At 63.5% G+C, this 18,465-nt stretch carries 10 protein-coding genes and 6 pseudogenes; 8 read left to right on the top strand and 8 right to left on the bottom strand.

Annotation, left to right across the window (positions count from 1 at the left end):
* A pseudogene (locus tag ACFQDL_RS11310) lies at window positions 1–1,492 on the top strand (carboxypeptidase M32).
* On the opposite strand, the pseudogene ACFQDL_RS11305 reads toward ACFQDL_RS11310, so the two are convergent.
* A pseudogene (locus tag ACFQDL_RS11305) lies at window positions 1,440–2,362 on the bottom strand (LysR substrate-binding domain-containing protein). The pseudogenes ACFQDL_RS11310 and ACFQDL_RS11305 sit on opposite strands and share 53 nt — an antisense overlap.
* 127 nt (window positions 2,363–2,489) lie before the next feature.
* Here ACFQDL_RS11305 and ACFQDL_RS11300 point away from each other — a divergent pair.
* A complete protein-coding gene (locus ACFQDL_RS11300) occupies window positions 2,490–3,404 on the top strand; it encodes a DMT family transporter (protein WP_379909106.1) in 915 nt (304 codons plus the stop codon).
* Between the two features lie 95 nt (window positions 3,405–3,499).
* Here the strand turns inward: ACFQDL_RS11300 and glyS are convergent.
* A pseudogene (gene glyS / locus ACFQDL_RS11295) lies at window positions 3,500–5,577 on the bottom strand (glycine--tRNA ligase subunit beta).
* Window positions 5,577–6,551 carry a glycine--tRNA ligase subunit alpha gene (glyQ, locus tag ACFQDL_RS11290; protein ID WP_379909104.1) on the bottom strand — a complete coding sequence of 325 codons (975 nt, stop codon included), beginning with the start codon at window positions 6,549–6,551 and terminating at the stop codon, window positions 5,577–5,579. Before glyQ ends, glyS begins: the two are co-directional and overlap by 1 nt.
* A gap of 306 nt (window positions 6,552–6,857) precedes the next feature.
* Between glyQ and ACFQDL_RS11285 the strand changes: the two genes are divergently transcribed.
* Window positions 6,858–7,625, top strand: coding sequence for a lysophospholipid acyltransferase family protein (locus ACFQDL_RS11285; RefSeq protein ID WP_379913025.1), 768 nt, complete (start codon window positions 6,858–6,860; stop codon window positions 7,623–7,625).
* Window positions 7,626–7,656: 31 nt separating this feature from the next.
* Here the strand turns inward: ACFQDL_RS11285 and ACFQDL_RS11280 are convergent.
* The 5 genes and pseudogenes from ACFQDL_RS11280 to def all read right to left on the bottom strand — a co-directional run bounded on the left by ACFQDL_RS11280 (window position 7,657) and on the right by def (window position 13,490).
* Window positions 7,657–9,104, bottom strand: a pseudogene (locus tag ACFQDL_RS11280) (TrkH family potassium uptake protein).
* A 14-nt stretch (window positions 9,105–9,118) separates the two neighbouring features.
* Window positions 9,119–10,495 carry a Trk system potassium transporter TrkA gene (trkA, locus tag ACFQDL_RS11275; RefSeq protein ID WP_379909103.1) on the bottom strand — a complete coding sequence of 459 codons (1,377 nt, stop codon included), beginning with the start codon at window positions 10,493–10,495 and terminating at the stop codon, window positions 9,119–9,121.
* Window positions 10,492–11,813, bottom strand: a pseudogene (gene rsmB, locus ACFQDL_RS11270) (16S rRNA (cytosine(967)-C(5))-methyltransferase RsmB). The gene trkA and the pseudogene rsmB overlap by 4 nt, the downstream one beginning before the upstream one ends.
* Complete coding sequence (gene fmt, locus ACFQDL_RS11265; protein ID WP_379909102.1) at window positions 11,810–12,763, bottom strand: methionyl-tRNA formyltransferase; 954 nt, start codon at window positions 12,761–12,763, stop codon at window positions 11,810–11,812. Before fmt ends, rsmB begins: the two are co-directional and overlap by 4 nt.
* Window positions 12,764–12,975: 212 nt before the next feature.
* Window positions 12,976–13,490 (bottom strand): annotated as a pseudogene (gene def, locus ACFQDL_RS11260) (peptide deformylase).
* A gap of 144 nt (window positions 13,491–13,634) precedes the next feature.
* Here def and ACFQDL_RS11255 point away from each other — a divergent pair.
* The 5 genes from ACFQDL_RS11255 (at window position 13,635) to aroE (ending at window position 18,326) form a co-directional block, all read left to right on the top strand.
* Window positions 13,635–14,672: a LysM peptidoglycan-binding domain-containing protein gene (locus ACFQDL_RS11255; protein WP_379909101.1), complete on the top strand. Its 1,038-nt coding sequence runs from the start codon at window positions 13,635–13,637 to the stop codon at window positions 14,670–14,672.
* Window positions 14,673–14,735: 63 nt separating this feature from the next.
* On the top strand, window positions 14,736–15,845 hold the full coding sequence (gene dprA, locus ACFQDL_RS11250; RefSeq protein WP_379909100.1) for a DNA-processing protein DprA: 1,110 nt from the start codon (window positions 14,736–14,738) through the stop codon (window positions 15,843–15,845).
* A gap of 31 nt (window positions 15,846–15,876) precedes the next feature.
* Entirely contained in the window at window positions 15,877–16,440 is a 564-nt protein-coding gene (gene tsaC / locus ACFQDL_RS11245) for an L-threonylcarbamoyladenylate synthase type 1 TsaC (protein WP_379909099.1), read from the top strand.
* A 144-nt stretch (window positions 16,441–16,584) separates the two neighbouring features.
* The gene (gene hemF, locus ACFQDL_RS11240; protein ID WP_379909098.1) at window positions 16,585–17,502 is read left to right on the top strand and encodes an oxygen-dependent coproporphyrinogen oxidase; all 918 of its coding nucleotides are present in this window, start codon (window positions 16,585–16,587) and stop codon (window positions 17,500–17,502) included.
* Complete coding sequence (aroE, locus tag ACFQDL_RS11235; protein WP_379909097.1) at window positions 17,502–18,326, top strand: shikimate dehydrogenase; 825 nt, start codon at window positions 17,502–17,504, stop codon at window positions 18,324–18,326. The genes hemF and aroE overlap by 1 nt, the downstream gene beginning before the upstream one ends.
* Window positions 18,327–18,465: the final 139 nt, after the last annotated feature.

The following is an 18,465-nucleotide window of genomic DNA, read 5'->3' as shown; positions in this document are numbered from 1 at the left end:
ATGATGTCTGGCTATCTGAAACTCGAACGGCATTTCAGCCAACTGCACCGGCTCGAGCATCTCGGCGCCCTCTGTCACTGGGATCAGGCCGTGATGATGCCCGCCGGGAGCAACGAGGCCAGGGCCGATGCGCTGGCGGAACTGGCACTGGTGGTACATGAACGGCTGACCGATCCGCGCCTCGAAGGCTGGTTGCTGCAGGCGGAGGAAGAGGACCTGACGCCGGAGCAGCGGGCGAACCTGCGCGAGATGCACAGGCGCTGGCAGCGGGCCCTGGTCGTGCCTCCCGCTCTGGTCGAGGCCCAGTCCCTGGCCGGCTCGCGTTGCGAACATGCCTGGCGAGAGCAACGTCGCAACAATGACTGGCCGGGCTTCGCAGCCAATCTTGCCGAAGTTGTGAAGCTCGCTCGCGAGGAAGCGGAAATCCGCGGTGACGCCCTGGGCACGGGCGCCTACGAGGCGCTGCTCGAACTTTACGAGCCGGGCATGAGCCTGGCGAGGCTGGATGCTCTCTTTGACCGGATGAAGGGCTGGCTGCCGGAGCTGCTCGAGCGATGCCTCGAAAGGCAGGCCCTCTTGAGGCCGCCACAGCCCAAGGGGCCCTTTCCGGCCGCGTCACAGCGCGAGCTGGGGTGCGCTTGATGGAGCGGCTGGGGTTCGACTTTCGGCGCGGTCGGCTCGATGTCAGCACTCACCCCTTCTGTGGCGGCGTTCCGGAGGATGTACGTCTGACCTCCCGCTATACCGAAGAGGGCTTCATCGAGAGCCTGATGGGCATCGTTCATGAGACCGGACATGCCTGCTACGAACAGAACCTGCCGTCGGCCTGGCTTGCACAGCCCGCCGGACGGGCCCGGTCGATGGGCATCCATGAAAGCCAAAGCCTGCTGTTCGAGATGCAGATCGCCCGCCACCCCGCTTTTCTGGACTGGCTGTCGCCACAGCTGCGCCAGGCATTTCCGCAGGCCGATGCTGCGTCACTGGGTTCGGACAAGCTGAGAAGCCTGTTGCAGAGGGTTCAGCCCGGCCTGATCCGGGTCGATGCCGACGAGGTCACCTATCCCTTCCATATACTGCTGCGTTTCGAGCTCGAGCGTGACCTGATCGAAGGCCGCATCGAGGTGGCCGACCTGCCGGAACTCTGGGACCTGAAGATGAAGGCCTATCTCGGCCTGGGTACCGGCAACGATTACCGCAACGGCTGCATGCAGGATATCCACTGGACCGATGGTGGCTTCGGCTACTTCCCGACCTATACGCTGGGGGCGCTCGCGGCGGCCCAGTTCCAGGAGCCCTGGAGCGCGATCTGGGACCCCTCGACCCGCACCTTGCGAGCGGTAACTTCCGGCCGCTGTTCGAATGGTTGCAATCCCGGGTCTGGCAGCATGGCAGCCTGCTGGACAGCGACGAGCTGATGCGCCAGGCCACTGGCGAGTCGCTCAATCCGGACTGGTTCCGGCGTCATCTCGAACGCCGTTATCTGAGCTCCTGAAGCGGCCGTCCCTCACCTCCGCCAGGAGTTGCCGCAGTGCGTCGATCGCCGGCAGCCTGCTGTCACGACGCCAAAGCAGGAAGGTGGTGGCATCGTTGAGCGGCGCACCCGGGTCCTCGACCGACAGGCCGTCGAGCATCGGGTGCAGCGCCAGCACGGCTCGCGGCAGCATCGCGATACCCATGCCGGCCATGACGCAGGCCAGCATGGTGTGATGGCTCGGGATCTCGATCATGCGGTCACAATGACGATGGCCCTGTGCGAGCCAGCGCTCGATCCTGTTGCGGTACGAACAGCCCTGGGTAAAACCGACCACGGTCAGGCTCGCTGGTAGCGCCGCGGGCCCCGGGTGCCGGCGAGCGAGGATGGCTTGACGACCACCAGTCGTTCATCGAAACAGGGTACCTTCTCGAGGCGCTCATCCGGTACCGGATCAGCCGCGAGCGCGACGTCCAGTTCGCCCCGCAATACCCTCTCGACCAGGAGGCCGGAGGCGCCGGTCGCAAGCTCGATATCGACTTTCGGAAAACGCCGGTGGAAGTCGACCAGCACTGCCGGCAGGCGCGCCGCGGCCGTGCTCTCCATCGAGCCGACACGCAGCAGACCGGCAGGCTCCGGGTTGGTCAGCTCGTCGATCGCCTGCTGGTGAAGCTGCAGCAGCTGGTCGGCATAGGCCATCAGGCGGGTTCCGGCCGGGGTGATCCTGAGGCGGTTTTTCTCGCGGTTGAACAGCGCCAGGCCAAGCGTCTCTTCCAGCTTCTGGACTCTGGCGGTGACGTTCGAGGGCACGCGATGGAGCCGTTCGGCGGCCCGGGTGATGCCTCCGGTCTCGACAACGGCTTTGAAGACCTGAAGATCCGAGATATCCATCATCCGTCCTCCCCTCGATTGTCATTCATAAAAAATGAAAATGATGTTCACTATTATTCGATGTTAGTGAAAGTATTCGGGCGCTATTCTATCTCTGCCAGTCACCCTGATAAAGAGACAATGACCTATGACCGCACTGCGGAGACTTTCGCCAACGGGGCCCGTGGCCATCGGACTCTGCTATGCCATGGCGGCCATTCTGATCTGGACCGGTTTTATTCTAGTGTCGCGAGCCGGCACGCTGGCGGCGCTGGGCATGACCGATATGCTGGCGATCCGCTTTGGCACCGCGGTGCTGTTGCTGATACCGCTGGCCTGGCTGAAGCGACAACAGCTTTTCAATGTTCGCATTCTGGTGCTTGGTCTGGTCGGCGGCCTTGGCTACGGCTGTTTCGTCTACAGCGGCTTCGAGCGGGCGCCGGCCACCCATGCTGCCCTGCTGCTGCCCGGGCTGATGCCCATCACGATCGCGCTGGCGGCGACAGCCTTTGCCGGCGAGCGCAAGGCCGCCAAAGTCTGGCGGGGTATCCTGATCAGCAGCAGTGGCATACTGATACTGCTGGCCGAGACCCTGGCCACTTCGGCCCAGTACTGGACCGGCGACCTCTATTTCGTCCTGGCCTGCCTGTGCTGGGCGTTGTATACCGCCCTGCTGCGGGCCTGGGCACTGGATCCCTGGACGGCGACAGTCGGTGTGGTGGTAGTGACGGCGATGCTTTATCTGCCGGTCTACATGACCCTGCTGCCGACTTCGTTGGCTGACGTGTCCTGGACGATGCTGCTGAGCCAGGGGCTCTACCAGGGCGTGCTGGCGACCATCGTTCAGATGATCTGCTATGTGCGGGCCGTACAGCTGCTTGACGCAACACGCATGGGGGCGTTGATGGCCCTGGTGCCGGTGCTGTCTGCTGGTCTGGCGGTGCCGCTTTTCGGCGAACAGATCACGCCGGGCCTGCTGCTCGGCATGACGCTGGTGCTGGCCGGTTCGGTGATGGGCAATATGCCGGCCGGGATGCTCGGCCGGTTCAGGGGGAAAAGATAAAAGTTGATCCTGGTCGCTGCTGAGCGACCGGATGTTTCACGTGGAACCAAAAGAAACCCGCCAGCCGGCGGGTTTCTTTGATTCCGTGATCTGCCTTAGCTGCCGATCACGGAGATATCGGCGACACCGAGGAAGAGCGCACGCAGCTGCGACAGCAGCGCAATGCGGTTGCCGCGAACGGCTTCGTCGTCGGCCATGACCATGACTTCGTCGAAGAAGCGGTCAACCACATCCCTGAGGCTGGCGAGCTGCTCGAGAGCGGTCTGGTAGTCGCCGTTGCCGAATGCGGGTTGCAATTCGAGCTGCAGCGCCCGCACCCGCTCGGCCAGTGCCCGCTCGGCTTCCTCCTGCAACAGAGCCTCGTCGACGGTGGCGCGGATGTCGCCGCCCTGCTTGCCGAGAATGTTGCTGACACGCTTGTTGCCGGCGGCCAGCGCATCGGCTTCCGGCAGCGTGCGGAAATGGGCGACGGCGCGGACGCGGCGGTCGAAGTCCAGCGGCCGTGTCGGCTTCAGCGCATGGACCGCGAGGAAGGTCTCGACCGGAATACCGGCATCCTCATACCAGGCGCGGAAACGCTCCAGCATGAAGTCGATGACGCGGCTTTCGAGTCCTTCCCGGGCCGGCAGATCCGCATGGCTGTCCGCCGCCACCTGCAGCAGTTCGACGAGATCCAGGTCCAGCTCCTTCTCGACGATGATGCGCAGCACGCCGAGGGTGGCGCGGCGCAGCGCGAAGGGGTCCTTGGAGCCGGTCGGGGGCTGGTTGATGCCGAAGAGTCCGACCAGGGTGTCGAGCCGGTCGGCAATGGCCACCGCGGCACCGGTCAGGGTTTCCGGCAGGCGGTCGCCGGCGAAGCGCGGCATGTACTGCTCGTCCTGGGCCAGGGCGACCTCTTCCGGCTCGCCGTCGTTGAGGGCGTAGTGGTAACCCATCAGCCCCTGCAGCTCCGGAAACTCCAGCACCATCTCGGTGACCAGGTCCGATTTTGACAGCCGGGCGGCGCGCTCGGCCCAGGCCGGGTTGCCGCCGATCCGCCCGGCGATCACGCCGGCCAGCCGGGCGACGCGTTCGGTCTTGTCGTAAACCGTGCCGAGGTCCTTCTGGAAGACGATTGCCCGAAGCTTGTCGATGCGGGATTCGAGCGAGGCTTTCTTGTCGTTCTCGAAGAAGAAGGCGGCGTCGGCCAGGCGCGGACGGATGACCTTCTCGTTACCGTCGATGATCTGCTGCGGCTCCTTCGAGGCGATGTTGGCGACGGTGATGAAGTACGGCATCAGCCTGCCCTCTGCGTCCAGCAGGTGGAAGTACTTCTGGTTGTCGGCCATGGTCGAGATCAGTGCCTGCGCCGGGACGTCGAGGAAGCGCTCCTCGAAGCGCCCGGTCAGGGCCACCGGCCATTCGTTCAGTGCGGTCACTTCGTCGAGCAGACCGGGATCGATGACCACTTCACCGCCTATCTTGTCGGCTTCGGCCAGCAACTGGCCGCGGATCAGTTCGCGGCGCTCGGCGAAATCGGCGATGACCTTGCCGTTGTCGCGCAGTACCCGCTCGTAGTCCGCCGGAGCGATCAGGTCGATATCGTGGTTGTAGTGGAAGCGGTGACCGCGGGTCTTGCGGCCCGCCCTGAGGCCGGCGATCTCGCAGTCGATCACTTCGTCACCGAACAGCATGCAGACCCATTTCACCGGGCGCACGAACTCGTTGCGCGACGCGCCCCAGCGCATCCGCTTCGGAATCGGCAGCTTGTCCAGGGCGTACTGGATGATGCCGGGCAGTTCCTGCGCCAGCGGCTTAGCGGCGGTTTCCTGCCGGAAACACATCTTGCCGTCCTGCTCGACCAGTGTCTCGACCTGGGTGCCACATTTGCGTGCGAAGCCCTCGAGCGCCTTGCTCGGAGCGCCATCGGCATCGAAGGCGATGCGCGCCGGCGGCCCTGGACGAAGAAGACGCTGGCCGGTATCTCGGTGCAGAGATGCTCGATCAGCAATGCCAGCCGGCGCGGCGCGGCATAGGCCCGGAAGACGGCGGACTGGAGCAGCTCGGCCGCCTGGTCGCCGAGTACCGACTGCAGGCCGCTGCGTACTTCCGCTTCGAGCGCGCGCGACAGGCTCAGCAGGGCTTTGGGCGGCAGCTCCTCGGTGCCGAGTTCAAACAGAAAATCGTGGGCCATCAGTCGTTCTCCTCAGCACAGGCAGCCAGTACTTCGTCGCGGATTGCCGGGTCCGCCAGCGGGAAGCCGAGGGCCTTGCGGGCATTGAAATAGGCATGGGCCACGTCACGGGCCAGGGTGCGCACGCGCAGGATGTAACGCTGGCGTTCGGTGACCGAGATCGCGTGGCGGGCATCCAGCAGGTTGAAGGTATGCGAGGCCTTCAGCGCCTGTTCGTAGGCCGGCAGCGGCAGGGGCTTCTCGAGGGACAGCAGCTTGTTGCATTCACGCTCGTGGAAGTCGAAGTTGCCGAACAGGGTTTCGACGTCGGCGTATTCGAAGTTGTAGGTCGACTGCTCCACTTCATTCTGGTGGTAGACATCGCCATAGGTCACGACGCTGCCATCGGGGTGGCGCGCCCAGATCAGGTCGTAGACGCTGTCGACCTCCTGCAGGTACATCGCGATACGTTCGAGGCCATAGGTGATCTCGCCGGTCACAGGGTAGCACTCGAGGCCACCGGCCTGCTGGAAGTAGGTGAACTGGGTCACTTCCATGCCGTTGAGCCAGACTTCCCAGCCCAGGCCCCAGGCGCCCAGGGTGGGCGATTCCCAGTTGTCTTCGACGAAACGTACGTCATGCACGCCGAGATCCAGCCCCATGTGCTCGAGCGAGCCGAGGTAGAGCTCCTGGAAATTGTCGGGCGACGGCTTGATCACCACCTGGAACTGGTAGTAATGCTGCAGGCGGTTGGGGTTCTCGCCGTAGCGGCCGTCGGTCGGCCGCCGGCTCGGCTGGACATAGGCGGAACGCCAGTTTTCCGGGCCGATGGAGCGCAGGAAGGTCGCCGGATGGAAGGTGCCCGCACCAACTTCCATATCCAGCGGCTGAACGATGACGCAGCCCTGCTCTGCCCAGTATTGCTGCAAAGCCAGGATCAAGCCCTGGAAGGTGCTGACGTCTGGGGTCACCTTTTCAGTCACGAAGATCACCATCTACTAGTCGATTGGCCAAAATAAGAGCGGAATTATACACGAAACGGGACAAAACTGAGGGGTCGGAGAGGAGCCGGTGGCCGGAAATCCATCCTTGCGTCAAGGGCGCGGGGATTCGTCGCCCTGGGAATCGGATATAATGCCCCGACGCAGGAAGGAGCAACCTAAGGAAGATGTCGTGCTGGACAAACTGAAAGCGGCGTTGGCGATACTGGTACTGGGACTGCTGGCACTCTTGCCGCTGAGACTCGCCCATGCCCTGGGGGCTGGTTCGGACGGCGCCAGGCGGGCAAATCCGGCAGCAAGCTGGCCGGCAATACCCGGCGCAACATCGAGCTCTGCTTTCCGGAACTGGACGTCGAAGCGCGTGAGCGGCTGGTGGCCGAAAGCCTCGAGGAAACCGGTCGTGCAATGGCCGAGATGGGCATGTCCTGGCTCTGGTCGCCCGCCCGAAGCCTTGGCAAGGTCCGGGCCGTGCATGGCGAGTCGCTGATCAGGGATGCACTGGACGAGGGTCGTGGCGTCCTGCTGATCGCGCCCCATCTGGGCAACTGGGAGGTGCTCAACCTCTACGTCTCCAACCGTTACCGCCCCTTCACCGCGATGTACAAGCCGCCGCAGCTGAAGCTGATGGACGATCTGATCAGGCGCCGGCGCGCCCGGCTGGGTTCGGCGATGGCACCCGCCAATGCCTCGGGGGTGAGGATGGTGATGAAAGCACTCAAGCGCGGCGAAATGGTGGGGATCCTGCCGGACCAGGAGCCGGACCGCCAGGGGGATTTTCGCCCCTTCTTCGGTGTTCAGGCACTGACAATGAAACTGTTGCCGCAGCTGGCGCGGCAGACCGGCGCCCGGGTGATTTGTGGTTACGCAAAACGCCTGCCCGGGGGTGAAGGTTTCGAGTTGTTCTTCCGCGCGGCCGAAGAGGGTATCGGCGATCCTGATCTGGAAAAGGCCGCCGCGGCGATGAACCGCTCGGTCGAACAGTGCGTTCGCGCCCTGCCCGCCCAGTACCAGTGGGAGTACCGACGTTTCAGCCGCCGCCCCAGGGGCGAGCCGAAGCTGTATCGGTAAGTGTGGTAACGCGTAACGCGTAACCTTTGCATCACCGCCGCCAGAAGATCGGGGTAAAGAGCACCAGCAGGGTAAAGACCTCCAGCCGTCCGAGCAGCATTGCGAAGCAGAGGATCCATTTCGCGGTATCGTTGAGACCGCCGAAATGGGTGGCGACGCCGCCGAGGCCCGGCCCCAGGTTGTTGAGCGTCGCACCCACCGCCGACCAGGCCGTGACCTGGTCCAGACCGGTGCCGAGCAGCGCGATCAGCATCAGCACGAAGACGATCAGGTAGACCGAGAAGAAACCCCAGACCGCCTCGAGCACCCGGTCCGAAATCGGCCTGTTGCCGATCTTCACCGGAATGATCGCATTGGGGTGGACCAGGCGTTTGATCTCGCGATAGCCCTGCTTGAGGATCAGCAGGATGCGGATCACCTTCATGCCGCCGCCGGTCGAGGCCGCGCAGCCGCCGACGAAGGCCATGACGAACAGCAGGAACGGCAGCATCACCGGCCAGTGGGCGAAGTCCGCGGTGGCGAAGCCCGTGGTGGTCGCGATCGAGACCACCATGAAGGCCGATCGGCGCAGGGCCTCGTCGGGTGCGAAGGTATCGGTCATGACCAGCACGAACAGTGATATGCAGGTGATCAGGCCGAGCAGGCTGAGATAGAAGCGGAATTCGGGATCCTGGAAGTAATGGGCTAGCGAGCGCTGTCTCCAGGCGAAAAAGTGCAGCCCGAAATTGACCCCCGATACGACCATGAAAAAAATGGCGATCGCCTCGATCAGCGGGCTGTCGAAATAGCCGATGCTGGCGTCGTGAGTCGAGAAACCTCCGATCGCGACGGTCGAGAAGCTGTGGGCGATGGCATCGAAGGGGTCATGCCGGCGAGCCAGTAGCCGAGGCCGCAGGCGATGGTCAGCGACAGGTAGATGTACCAGAGCGCCTTGGCGGTTTCGGTGATGCGTGGCGTCAGCTTGGTATCCTTGACCGGGCCCGGAGTCTCGGCGCGATAGAGCTGCATGCCACCGATGCCGAGCATCGGCAGGATGGCGACCGCGAGCACGATGATCCCCATGCCGCCCAGCCACTGCAGCTGCTGGCGATAGAACAGAATCGACTTCGGCAGCTGGTCGATACCGGTCATCACAGTGGCGCCGGTGGTGGTCAGCCCCGAGATCGACTCGAATACCGCATCGACGATGCGCAGGTGCGGGTCCTCCGACAGCATCAGTGGCACGGCCCCGAAGACCCCCAGTACCGTCCAGAACAGCACCGTGATCAGGAAGCCGTCGCGGGTGCGCAGCTCCTCCCGAACCCGGTAGACCGGCAGCCAGGAAATGAAGCCGGTCAGCCAGGTAATGGCGAAGCCGGCAAAAAAGGCGTGATGGGCACCATCGTCGTAGAGGAACGAAATGCCGAGTGACGGCAGCATCGTGAGGCTGAATATCATCAGCAGGATGCCGAGTATTTTCAGTATGACCCGGTAACGCATGGTGTGTCCGTCGTTTAGAAAAAGGCCAGACCGACCTGGAACAGACGCTCCACATCCCGGATACGGCGCTTGTCGACCAGAAACAGGACGACATGGTCGCCATTTTCGATCACCACATCGTCGTGCGCGATCAGCACCTCGTCGTTGCGGATGATAGCACCGATGGTCGTGCCTGGCGGCAGGTCGATCTCCTCGATGGCCCGGCCGACCACCTTGGAGCTGCGCTTGTCGCCATGGGCGACGGCCTCAAGTGCCTCGGCGGCACCGCGTCGCAGCGAGTGCACCGCCGCCACGTCGCCCCGGCGGACATGGGTCAGCAGTGCGCTGATCGTGGTCTGTTGCGGCGATATCGCGATATCGATCATCCCGCCCTGCACCAGGTCGACATAGGCCGGGTTGTTGATCAGCGTCATCACGGTGCGGGCCCCGAGTCGCTTGGCCAGCATCGACGCCATGATGTTGGCCTCGTCGTCGTTGGTCAGCGCCAGGAAGACATCGGTATCCTCGATGTTCTCCTCGATCAGCAGATCCCGGTCGGAGGCGCTGCCGTTGAGCACGATGGTTCTGTCCAGGGTCTTGGCCAGGTTGTTGCAGCGCTGAATGTTGCGCTCGATGATCTTGACCTGGAACTGGCTTTCGATGCTGGTGGCCAGGCGGGCGCCGATATTGCCGCCACCGGCAATGATGATGCGCTTGTAGGGATTGTCCAACCGCCGCAGTTCGCTCATTACCGCTCGGATATCGCGACGGGCGGCGATGAAGAACACTTCGTCGTCGGCTTCGATCACCGTATTGCCCTGGGGAATGATCGGTCTGTCCTGGCGGAAAATCGCCGCCACGCGGGTATCCACCGCCGGCATGTGGGCGCGCAGAAAGGATATCTCGCGCCCGACCAGGGGGCCGCCGTAATAGGCCTTGACCGCAACCAACTGCGCCTGGCCCTCGGCGAAGTCCAGTACCTGAAGCGCGCCGGGGTGCTGTATCAGACGGTGGATATGGCGCGTCACCAGCTGTTCCGGGCTGATCAGCACGTCGACCGGTATCGCCTGGTTCTTGAAGATCTCGCCCTCCTTGCGCAGGTAGTCGTGCTCGCGCACGCGGGCGATCTTGGTGGGGATGTTGAACAGCGTATGGGCGAGCTGGCAGGCGATCATGTTGACCTCGTCACTGTTGGTGACGGCGATCAGCATGTCGGCATCCTGGGCCCCGGCGCGCTCCAGGACGCTTGGGTAGGAGGCCTTGCCCTCGAGGGTGCGGATGTCCAGCCGGTCCTGCAGTTCGCGTAGCCGGCCCGGGTCGGAGTCGACGATGGTGATATCGTTGGCTTCGATGGCCAGATGTTCGGCCACCGTTCCGCCGACCTGGCCGGCCCCCAGCAGGATGATCTTCATGGTGTGGCTATATCCTTTTGCGGTGCAGCGTTCTTTTGCAACAGTGCGTAGTAGAAACCGTCATGACCGTCGGGCTGCGGGAACAGCTGGCGTCCCAGCGGTTGTGCTTCGCCCCAGGACTGCTCGATGGCGACCTCCGAGGCCGAGGCCTCCGCCTTGAGAAAGCGCGCCAGCACCCGCTCGTTCTCCTGCGGGAATACCGAGCAGGTGGCGTACAGCAGTCGACCGCCGGTGCTCAGCATCTGCCAGCAGTTCTGCAGAATGCGCAGCTGCAGTTCGGCCAGCGCCTTGAGGTCTTCGCTGCGCCGCAGGTACTTGATGTCCGGATGGCGCCGTATCACGCCGGAGGCGCTGCAGGGGCATCCAGCAGGATGCAATCGTAGGCCTGGCCGTTCCACCACTCCTGCCCGGCGGCATCGCCTATATGCACCTGGCTCTGCAGTCCCAGGCGCTCGAGATTCTGATGGATGCGCCGGGCCCGCTCCGGTTCCAGTTCCACCGCGTCCGCCGTCGCCAGGCCCGGCTGATGCTCGAGCAGGTGACAGAGCTTGCCGCCCGGGGCGGCACAGGCATCCAGCACCCGCTGGCCCGACTGCGGGTCGAGCAGCGTGGCGGCGAGCTGCGCCGCCTCGTCCTGTACGCTGACCAGGCCCTCGTCAAAGCCGGGCAGGCGCGCAACATCACAGGGTTCCTGCAGGTAGATGGCCGATTCGGCCAGGGCTCCCGGGCGGGCTTCGAGGCCGGCGGCCTGCAGCCGTTCGAGATAGGCGGCACGGCTGAGCTTGCCGAGATTGACCCTGAGGGCCATCGGTGCCGGCTGGTCGTTGGCCGCAAGGATCTGCTCCCAGTGTTGCGGCCAGTTATGGCGCAGCTTTTCGATCAGCCAGTCCGGATGGTTGTAGCGGAAAGCCTCCTGGCCACCGAGTTCGGCGATCAGGGCGTCGCGGTCGCGCTGAAAACGGCGCAGCACCGCGTTGATCAGCCCGCGGGCCCAGTCCTTGTTCAGTTCGCCGACGGCTTCGACGGTTTCGCTGATGGCGGCGTGGGCGGCGACGCGGCTCTGGTCCAGCTGGTAGAGGCCGAGCAGCAGCAGTGCCTGCAGATCCGCATCCTTGTCGCGAAAAGGCTTCTTCAGCAGGCGCTCCGTTATCCGGGACAGTCTCGGTTCGAAGCGCAGAGTGCCGTAGCAGAGCTGCTGCAGCAGCGCCCGGTCCCGCACTTCACAGCGCTCGAGCGCCGCCGGCAGTACGGCATTGAGTGAACCGCGGTGTTGCAGCAGCGGGGCGAGTGTCTGGGCGGCGAGGGCTCTCAGGTTCATGCGTTGCCCAGCCTCGTGCCGATGCTGAAGCTCTCGCGTCGGGCGTTGAGCATGGCGGCGGCTTCCAGCGCCTTGCCGCCCGGCAACTGCAGCTTGCTCAGCCTCAGTACGCCTTCACCGCAGGCAACCTGAATGCCGTTCCTGTCAGCCGCGACGATCGTACCGGGAAGCCCATGGCTGGGGCTGTCCAGCGCTTCGGCCGCCCATATCCTGAGGATTTCCTCGCCCAGCCGGGTAAAGGCCACCGGCCAGGGACTGAGTCCCCGCACCTGTCGGGCCAGTTGCTCGGCCGGCTGTTGCCAGTCGAGATCACCTTCCTGTTTTTCCAGCTTGTGGGCATAGGTGGCCAGGCTGTCGTCCTGGGACTCGCGGGCAATGCTGCCGTCGCGGATGCCGGCCAGGCTATCGACCAGGGCGCGGGCGCCGATTGTCGCCAGGCGGTCATGCAGGGTGGCGCTGGTATCGTCGGCGAGAATCGGGCAGCTCGCCTTGAGCAGCATGTCGCCGGTATCCAGGCCTTCGTCCATCTGCATGATGGTGACGCCGGTTTCGCTGTCGCCGGCCAGCAGCGCCCGGTGAATCGGGGCGGCGCCACGCCAGCGTGGCAGCAGCGACGCGTGAACGTTGATGCAGCCCAGCCGCGGGGTCTCCAGCACCGCCTTGGGCAGCAGCAGGCCGTAGGCGACGACGACCATCAGATCCGGTGCCAGCGCGGCAAGCCCTTCCTGGGCCTCTGGATCCCTCAGTGACAGTGGCTGCCGCACTTCGATGCCATGCTCCAGCGCCAGCTGTTTGACCGGGCTCGGTGTCAGCTTGCGGCCGCGGCCGGCGGGTCGGTCGGGCTGGGTGTAGACGGCGATGACTTTGTGTTCCGTTTCAAGCAGGGCCTGCAGGCTGGCGGCGGCAAAATCGGGGGTGCCGGCAAAGACGATATTCAGCGGTTCGGGCATCGTGGAGTTCCCATCAAAAAACAGGCCTGTGCGGCAGACCTGTCAGTCCTTCGAAATCGAGAGGAAGCTTAGCAGGCTGTTGAAAATCTACCTGCGTTGCTATCGCGGCGTTAAAAATTGGCTCAAATCGGTCTTTTATCGAACATAAACTCCCTCATTTCGCCGATTTTTGCCTCGCGCTAGCGGCCTCGTTAACGCTTTTCAACGGCCTGTTAAACCGCCTGCTGTTCGTGGCGGTGCTTTTTCTCGAGTTTGCCGCGGATGCGGTTGCGCTTGAGCGGAGACAGGTAATCCACGAAAAGCTTGCCATCGAGGTGGTCGATTTCATGCTGAATGCAGACCGCCAGCAGGTCGCGTGCCTCGAACTCGACGGTATTGCCGTCGCGGTCGAGCGACTGTACCCGGATATGGTTCGGACGGGTGACGTTTTCATAGAATCCCGGCACCGACAGGCAACCCTCCTGCATCTCCTCGATCTCCTGGTCCAGCACCTCGAAGCGCGGGTTGATCAGTACCAGGGTTCGCTGCGGTCTTCGGAGATGTCGATGGTGATGATCCGGCGATGTATATTGACCTGGGTGGCGGCGAGACCGATGCCCGGTGCCTCGTACATGGTCTCGAACATGTCATCGATCAGCTGGCGGGTTTCATCGGTGACCTGTTCCACCGGTTCGGCGATGGTACGCAGGCGCGGGTCGGGAAATTCGAGAATGGGTAGTTTTGCCATGGGATCCGGTTTTATAGGGTTGCAAAGTGCGCTCTGAATGGCGAAATTCAACTATCAGCCTATTATACTGATATCATCGCTCAATGCATTGCTCCGGATCGCTCCGGGGAGAGTGCCGAGGCAGCCAAAACAAGGGAACTGGGTATGAAGAAACTGCTGTGCGGACTGATCACCTGTCTGCTTCTCACTGTCTCGGTCGCCAATGCGGAAGTGCGCAGCGACAGAATCCAGCTGCGGGAAGACCATCCCACCGAATATGTGGTCGTCAAGGGGGATACCCTCTGGGACATTTCCGGACGTTTCCTGTCACACCCCTGGCAGTGGCCCAGCGTCTGGCAGGTGAACCCGCAAATCTTCAACCCCCACCTTATCTACCCCGGCGACATCATCTATCTGACCTGGGTCGACGGCCAGCCCCGGCTGTCGCTGCGTCCCGGTATTGCGCGGCTGAGTCCCAAGGCGCGGGTGTCTCCGCTCGAAGACGCGATTCCGGCCATCCCGCTCAAGGACATCATTGCCTTCCTGTCCGATCACCTGGTGGCTGACGAGGACCTGCTGAAAAACGCGCCCTATGTGGTGGGCGGGCGCAACGAGAGCATCATTGCCGGGGCCGGCGACCGCGTCTATGCCCGTGGCGAGCTGCAATCGGAAGAGCCGTTGCAGGCGGTCTACCGTCCGGCACGGGAATACCGGGACCCCGAGACCGGTGAATTCCTCGGTTTCGAAATGCTGAAAATCGCCGATACCGCGATTCCCGCACAGCAGGGTGACATCCTGACGCTGGATCTGCAGAAGACCCGCGAGGAAGTCCGGGTCCTGGACCGGGTGCTGCCGATCGAGGAGACCCGTATCCAGTCGCTGTTCGAGCCGGCGCCGGTGCCCGAGGGTACCGAAGGCCTGATCCTGTCCGTGCTGGGCGGTGTCGCCAAGATCGGCCAGTACAATGCGGTGGCGGTGAATGTCGGTACCCGGGATGCCGTCGAGCCGGGCAACGTGATGTCGATCTACCGCCAGGGCGAGCTGGTCAGGGACCCGGTCACCGGCGACCAGATCGCGCTGCCGGAAGAGCGTGCGGGCCTGCTGATGCTGTTCAAGGTATTCGACAAGGTCAGTTATGGCCTGGTGCTCAACGCCACCAACGTCATGTCGGTGGGCGACCGGGTATACGAACCGGGGCGCTGAGTCCGGCGCATGACAACGGCCTCTGGTGGAAGTGCCGGGGGCGCCATTCAGAGGACTAACACCATGTACAGCAATCCAAGGGACTGGATTGCTGCAAGCCTTCTGCCGGGAATCGGTGCTGTCGGGCTGAAGCGGCTTGCAGTGGCCCGTATCCCGCCCTCCCGACTGCTCGATGCCGATCCGGGAGCGTTGCGCCTGGCCGGCGCGCGCCGGGTCACCGTGCAGGCCATCCAGGATCTGAATCAAAATCGCGGCGAGCCGTTCGCGCGTCTGGAACGCTGTCTCGACTGGCTGGAACGAAACCCTGTCAGATGCCTGACGCCCGACCAGGACGCCTACCCCGGACTGTTGCTGGAAATTGCCGATCCCCCGCCGGTACTGTTCGTGCGCGGCAATCCGGACTGCCTCGCCCTGCCCCAGATCGCGCTGGTTGGTAGCCGTCACGCCAGTCGTGCCGGTGCCGACAATGCCTATCGTTTTGCCGGTGCCTTGAGCGAGGCCGGGCTGGTAATTACCAGCGGCCTGGCGCTGGGGATCGACGGCGCGGCTCATCAGGCAGCCGTCGACCGTGGTGCGGCAACGGTGGCGGTGTTCGGCACCGGGCCTGACCGGCTCTACCCTCGCCGTCATGCCGCCCTGGCCGAACGCATTCTGGAAAACGGCGGCGCCTGGGTCTCGGAGTTCCTGCCCGGTACCGGCCCGCTTCCGGCTCATTTTCCCCGCCGCAATCGTGTTATCAGTGGCCTCAGCGTCGGGGTACTGGTCGTTGAGGCCGCGCCGCGCAGCGGTTCGCTGATCACGGCAAAGATGGCGCTCGAGCAGGGGCGCGAGGTCTTCGCCATTCCCGGTACCATCCATAATCCCCACGCCCATGGCTGCCACCGGCTGATCCGTGAGGGCGCCGTACTGGTCGAGAGCGTCGAGCACATCATCGAACAGCTTGGCGCGCTGCTTGGCTGCTTTGTGCCGGTCGAAACGCCGGGGGCCTGCGCGCCGGAGCTGACGCAGCCTGAGGCGTCATTGCTGGAAAAAATGGGGTATGATGTTGCCGGTATCGATCAGCTGGTGGAGCATACCGGACTCGCTGCGCCCGAACTCCTGTCCACGCTGGTTTCCCTGGAACTGAAAGGCGTCATCGAGCCCGTGGCAGGAGGCTATCTTCGCTGCCGCTGACTGCGTTGATGTCGTGACCCAAGCGTTCGACATGAATTTCTGGCATCTGAATCAGGCAGTACGCGTGCTGCACAATGGCGGCGTCATTGCCTATCCTACCGAAGCAGTATGGGGACTGGGGTGCGACCCCTTTGACCCGGACGCGGTTGAGCGCCTGCTCAGGCTCAAGCGCCGTCCGATGCACAAGGGCCTGATCCTGGTGGCGGCCGACCTGTCGCAGATTCGGCCGCTGCTGGCCGGCCTCGATGCGCAGCAGCGCCAGCAACTCGCCGAGACTTGGCCGGGGCCTGTCACCTGGCTGTTGCCGGATCCCGCGAACTGGGTGCCGGCCTGGGTCAAGGGCAGTCACGGCAGCGTTGCCGTGCGGGTCAGCAACCATCCCGGTGTCCGTGCACTCTGCGACGCCTTCGGCGGTCCGGTCGTATCGACATCGGCCAACCCCAGTACGGCCCAGCCGGCGAAGAGTCGAATGAAAGTGAGCGCCTACTTTGGCTGCAGGGTCGATTATATCGTGCCGGGCAAGCTGGGGGGCTCGAGCGGCCAACCCAGATTCGTGATATCGGCAGCAACAAATTCATACGCAAGTAAGTGTTGAGTGAACAGTTAACAGTGTTGAGTTAACAGTTAACAGTGCTGAGTTAGCAGTGTCTGCCAGCCGCTTTTGCTGTGAACTCTGTACTGTTCACTCAAGACTTACAAGATTTAACAGTCAGTGAATACTTACACAGGTGGTGACCGGATGACCCAACCCGATATTCAGGCCGTCAAAGGCTATCTGCTGGAGCTGCAGGACCGGATCTGCACCACGCTGGAACTGGCCGATGGCGCCGAGCGTTTCAAAACCGACCAGTGGACCCGTGAAGCCGGCGGTGGTGGCCGTACCCGGGTTATCAGCGATGGTGCCCTGTTCGAAAAGGGCGGAGTCAATTTCTCCCATGTATTCGGTGACCGCCTGCCCGGTTCGGCGACCGCCCACCGGCCGGAGCTGGCCGGGCGAAGCTTCCAGGCCATGGGGGTATCCCTGGTACTGCATCCGCACAATCCCCATGTCCCGACCTCCCATGCCAACGTGCGCTTCTTCATCGCCGAGAAAGAGGGTGAAGAGCCCGTCTGGTGGTTCGGTGGCGGTTTCGATCTGACGCCCTACTACGGCAACCTGGACGATTGTCGGCACTGGCACCGGGTGGCGAAGCAGGCCTGCGATCCCTTCGGCGACGATATCTATCCCCGCTTCAAGGCCTGGTGCGACGACTATTTCCACCTCAAACACCGTGATGAGCCCCGCGGTATCGGCGGCCTCTTTTTCGATGACCTCAACGAGCTCGGTTTCGACAAGAGCTTCGGGCTGATGCGCTCGATCGGCGATGCCTATCTTCAGGCCTATGTACCGATTATCGAAAAGCGCAGGGATACAGCCTATGGCGAACGGGAACGTGATTTCCAGCTGCACCGTCGCGGTCGTTATGTGGAGTTCAACCTCGTGTACGACCGGGGAACCCTGTTCGGGCTGCAGTCGGGCGGTCGCACCGAGTCGATCCTGATGTCGCTGCCGCCGGAAGTGCGCTGGAGCTACGACTGGCATCCGGAGCCCGGCAGTCGCGAAGCCGAGCTCTACGATATCTATCTGCAACCCCGTGACTGGCTGGAGGCGGAATAATGGATCGTTACGCGGTATTCGGTAATCCCATCGGCCACAGCAAGTCGCCGCAGATCCACCGGGCCTTCGCGACCGAGACCGGACAGGTGCTGACCTACGATGCGGTGCTGGTGCCCGAGCAGGGATTCGAAGTTGCGGTGAAGGATTTCTTTGCCCATGGCGGCAAGGGACTCAATATCACGGTGCCGTTCAAGCAGAGGGCCTGGGCGGCGGCCCAGCACCGCAGCCCGGCGGCGGAGCTGGCCGGGGCCGTCAATACCCTCTACCAGGATGCCCTGGGCCGTCTCTGCGGCGACAATACCGACGGTATCGGCATGGTGCGGGATATCGTCGACAATCATGGCGGCCTGATCCGCGGCAAGCGCGTGCTGCTGCTCGGTGCCGGCGGGGCGGTGCGCGGCGTACTGCAGCCGCTGCTCGAGGAGCATCCGGAAGAGGTGGTGATCGCAAACCGCACGGTGGCCAGAGCCGAAGAGCTGGCGAGGATCTTCGAACAGCTCGGGCCGGTTCGCGGCTGCGGTTACGACGATCTGGACGGCCATCAGTTCGATCTGGTGATCAACGGCACGGCTGCCAGTCTCGGGGGCGAGCTGCCACCGCTGCCGGACGGGGTGCTCGAGAACGGCGCCTGGTGCTACGACATGATGTACGGCGCCGAGCCGACCGTTTTCTGTCGCTGGGCCGAGGCCCGGGAGGCGTCGGTCGTGCTGGATGGGCTGGGCATGCTGGTCGAGCAGGCGGCCGAGTCCTTTTCGATCTGGCGTGGCGTCCGGCCGGGGACCGGGACCCTGATCAAGTCCATCCGTGAAAGCTTAACTGATTGATTAAGAAACGATAAAAGCTCATGCACAGGCGCTGGTGCGCCTTGCATGGGCCCCCGCCGGCAGGTATAACTAAACAAATTGCCGGTGGAGTAGCAGCTCGGTCAGTTGCTAATGTCAGGGCTCAGAGCCCCGGAAAGCG

Source organism: Marinobacterium aestuariivivens, from assembly GCF_042661465.1.
Lineage (GTDB): Bacteria > Pseudomonadota > Gammaproteobacteria > Pseudomonadales > Balneatricaceae > Marinobacterium_A > Marinobacterium_A aestuariivivens.
This window is presented reverse-complemented; position numbering and strand designations above follow the sequence as displayed.

Coding starts and splice junctions, on each gene's coding strand:
- trkA (WP_379909103.1), bottom strand. CDS start 10,495: ATGAAGATCATCCTGCTGGGGGCCGGCCAGGTCGGCGGAACGGTGGCC.
- hemF (WP_379909098.1), top strand. CDS start 16,585: ATGACCCAACCCGATATTCAGGCCGTCAAAGGCTATCTGCTGGAGCTG.
- dprA (WP_379909100.1), top strand. CDS start 14,736: ATGTACAGCAATCCAAGGGACTGGATTGCTGCAAGCCTTCTGCCGGGA.
- glyQ (WP_379909104.1), bottom strand. CDS start 6,551: ATGGTGATCTTCGTGACTGAAAAGGTGACCCCAGACGTCAGCACCTTC.
- aroE (WP_379909097.1), top strand. CDS start 17,502: ATGGATCGTTACGCGGTATTCGGTAATCCCATCGGCCACAGCAAGTCG.
- tsaC (WP_379909099.1), top strand. CDS start 15,877: ATGAATTTCTGGCATCTGAATCAGGCAGTACGCGTGCTGCACAATGGC.
- ACFQDL_RS11300 (WP_379909106.1), top strand. CDS start 2,490: ATGACCGCACTGCGGAGACTTTCGCCAACGGGGCCCGTGGCCATCGGA.
- fmt (WP_379909102.1), bottom strand. CDS start 12,763: ATGCCCGAACCGCTGAATATCGTCTTTGCCGGCACCCCCGATTTTGCC.
- ACFQDL_RS11255 (WP_379909101.1), top strand. CDS start 13,635: ATGAAGAAACTGCTGTGCGGACTGATCACCTGTCTGCTTCTCACTGTC.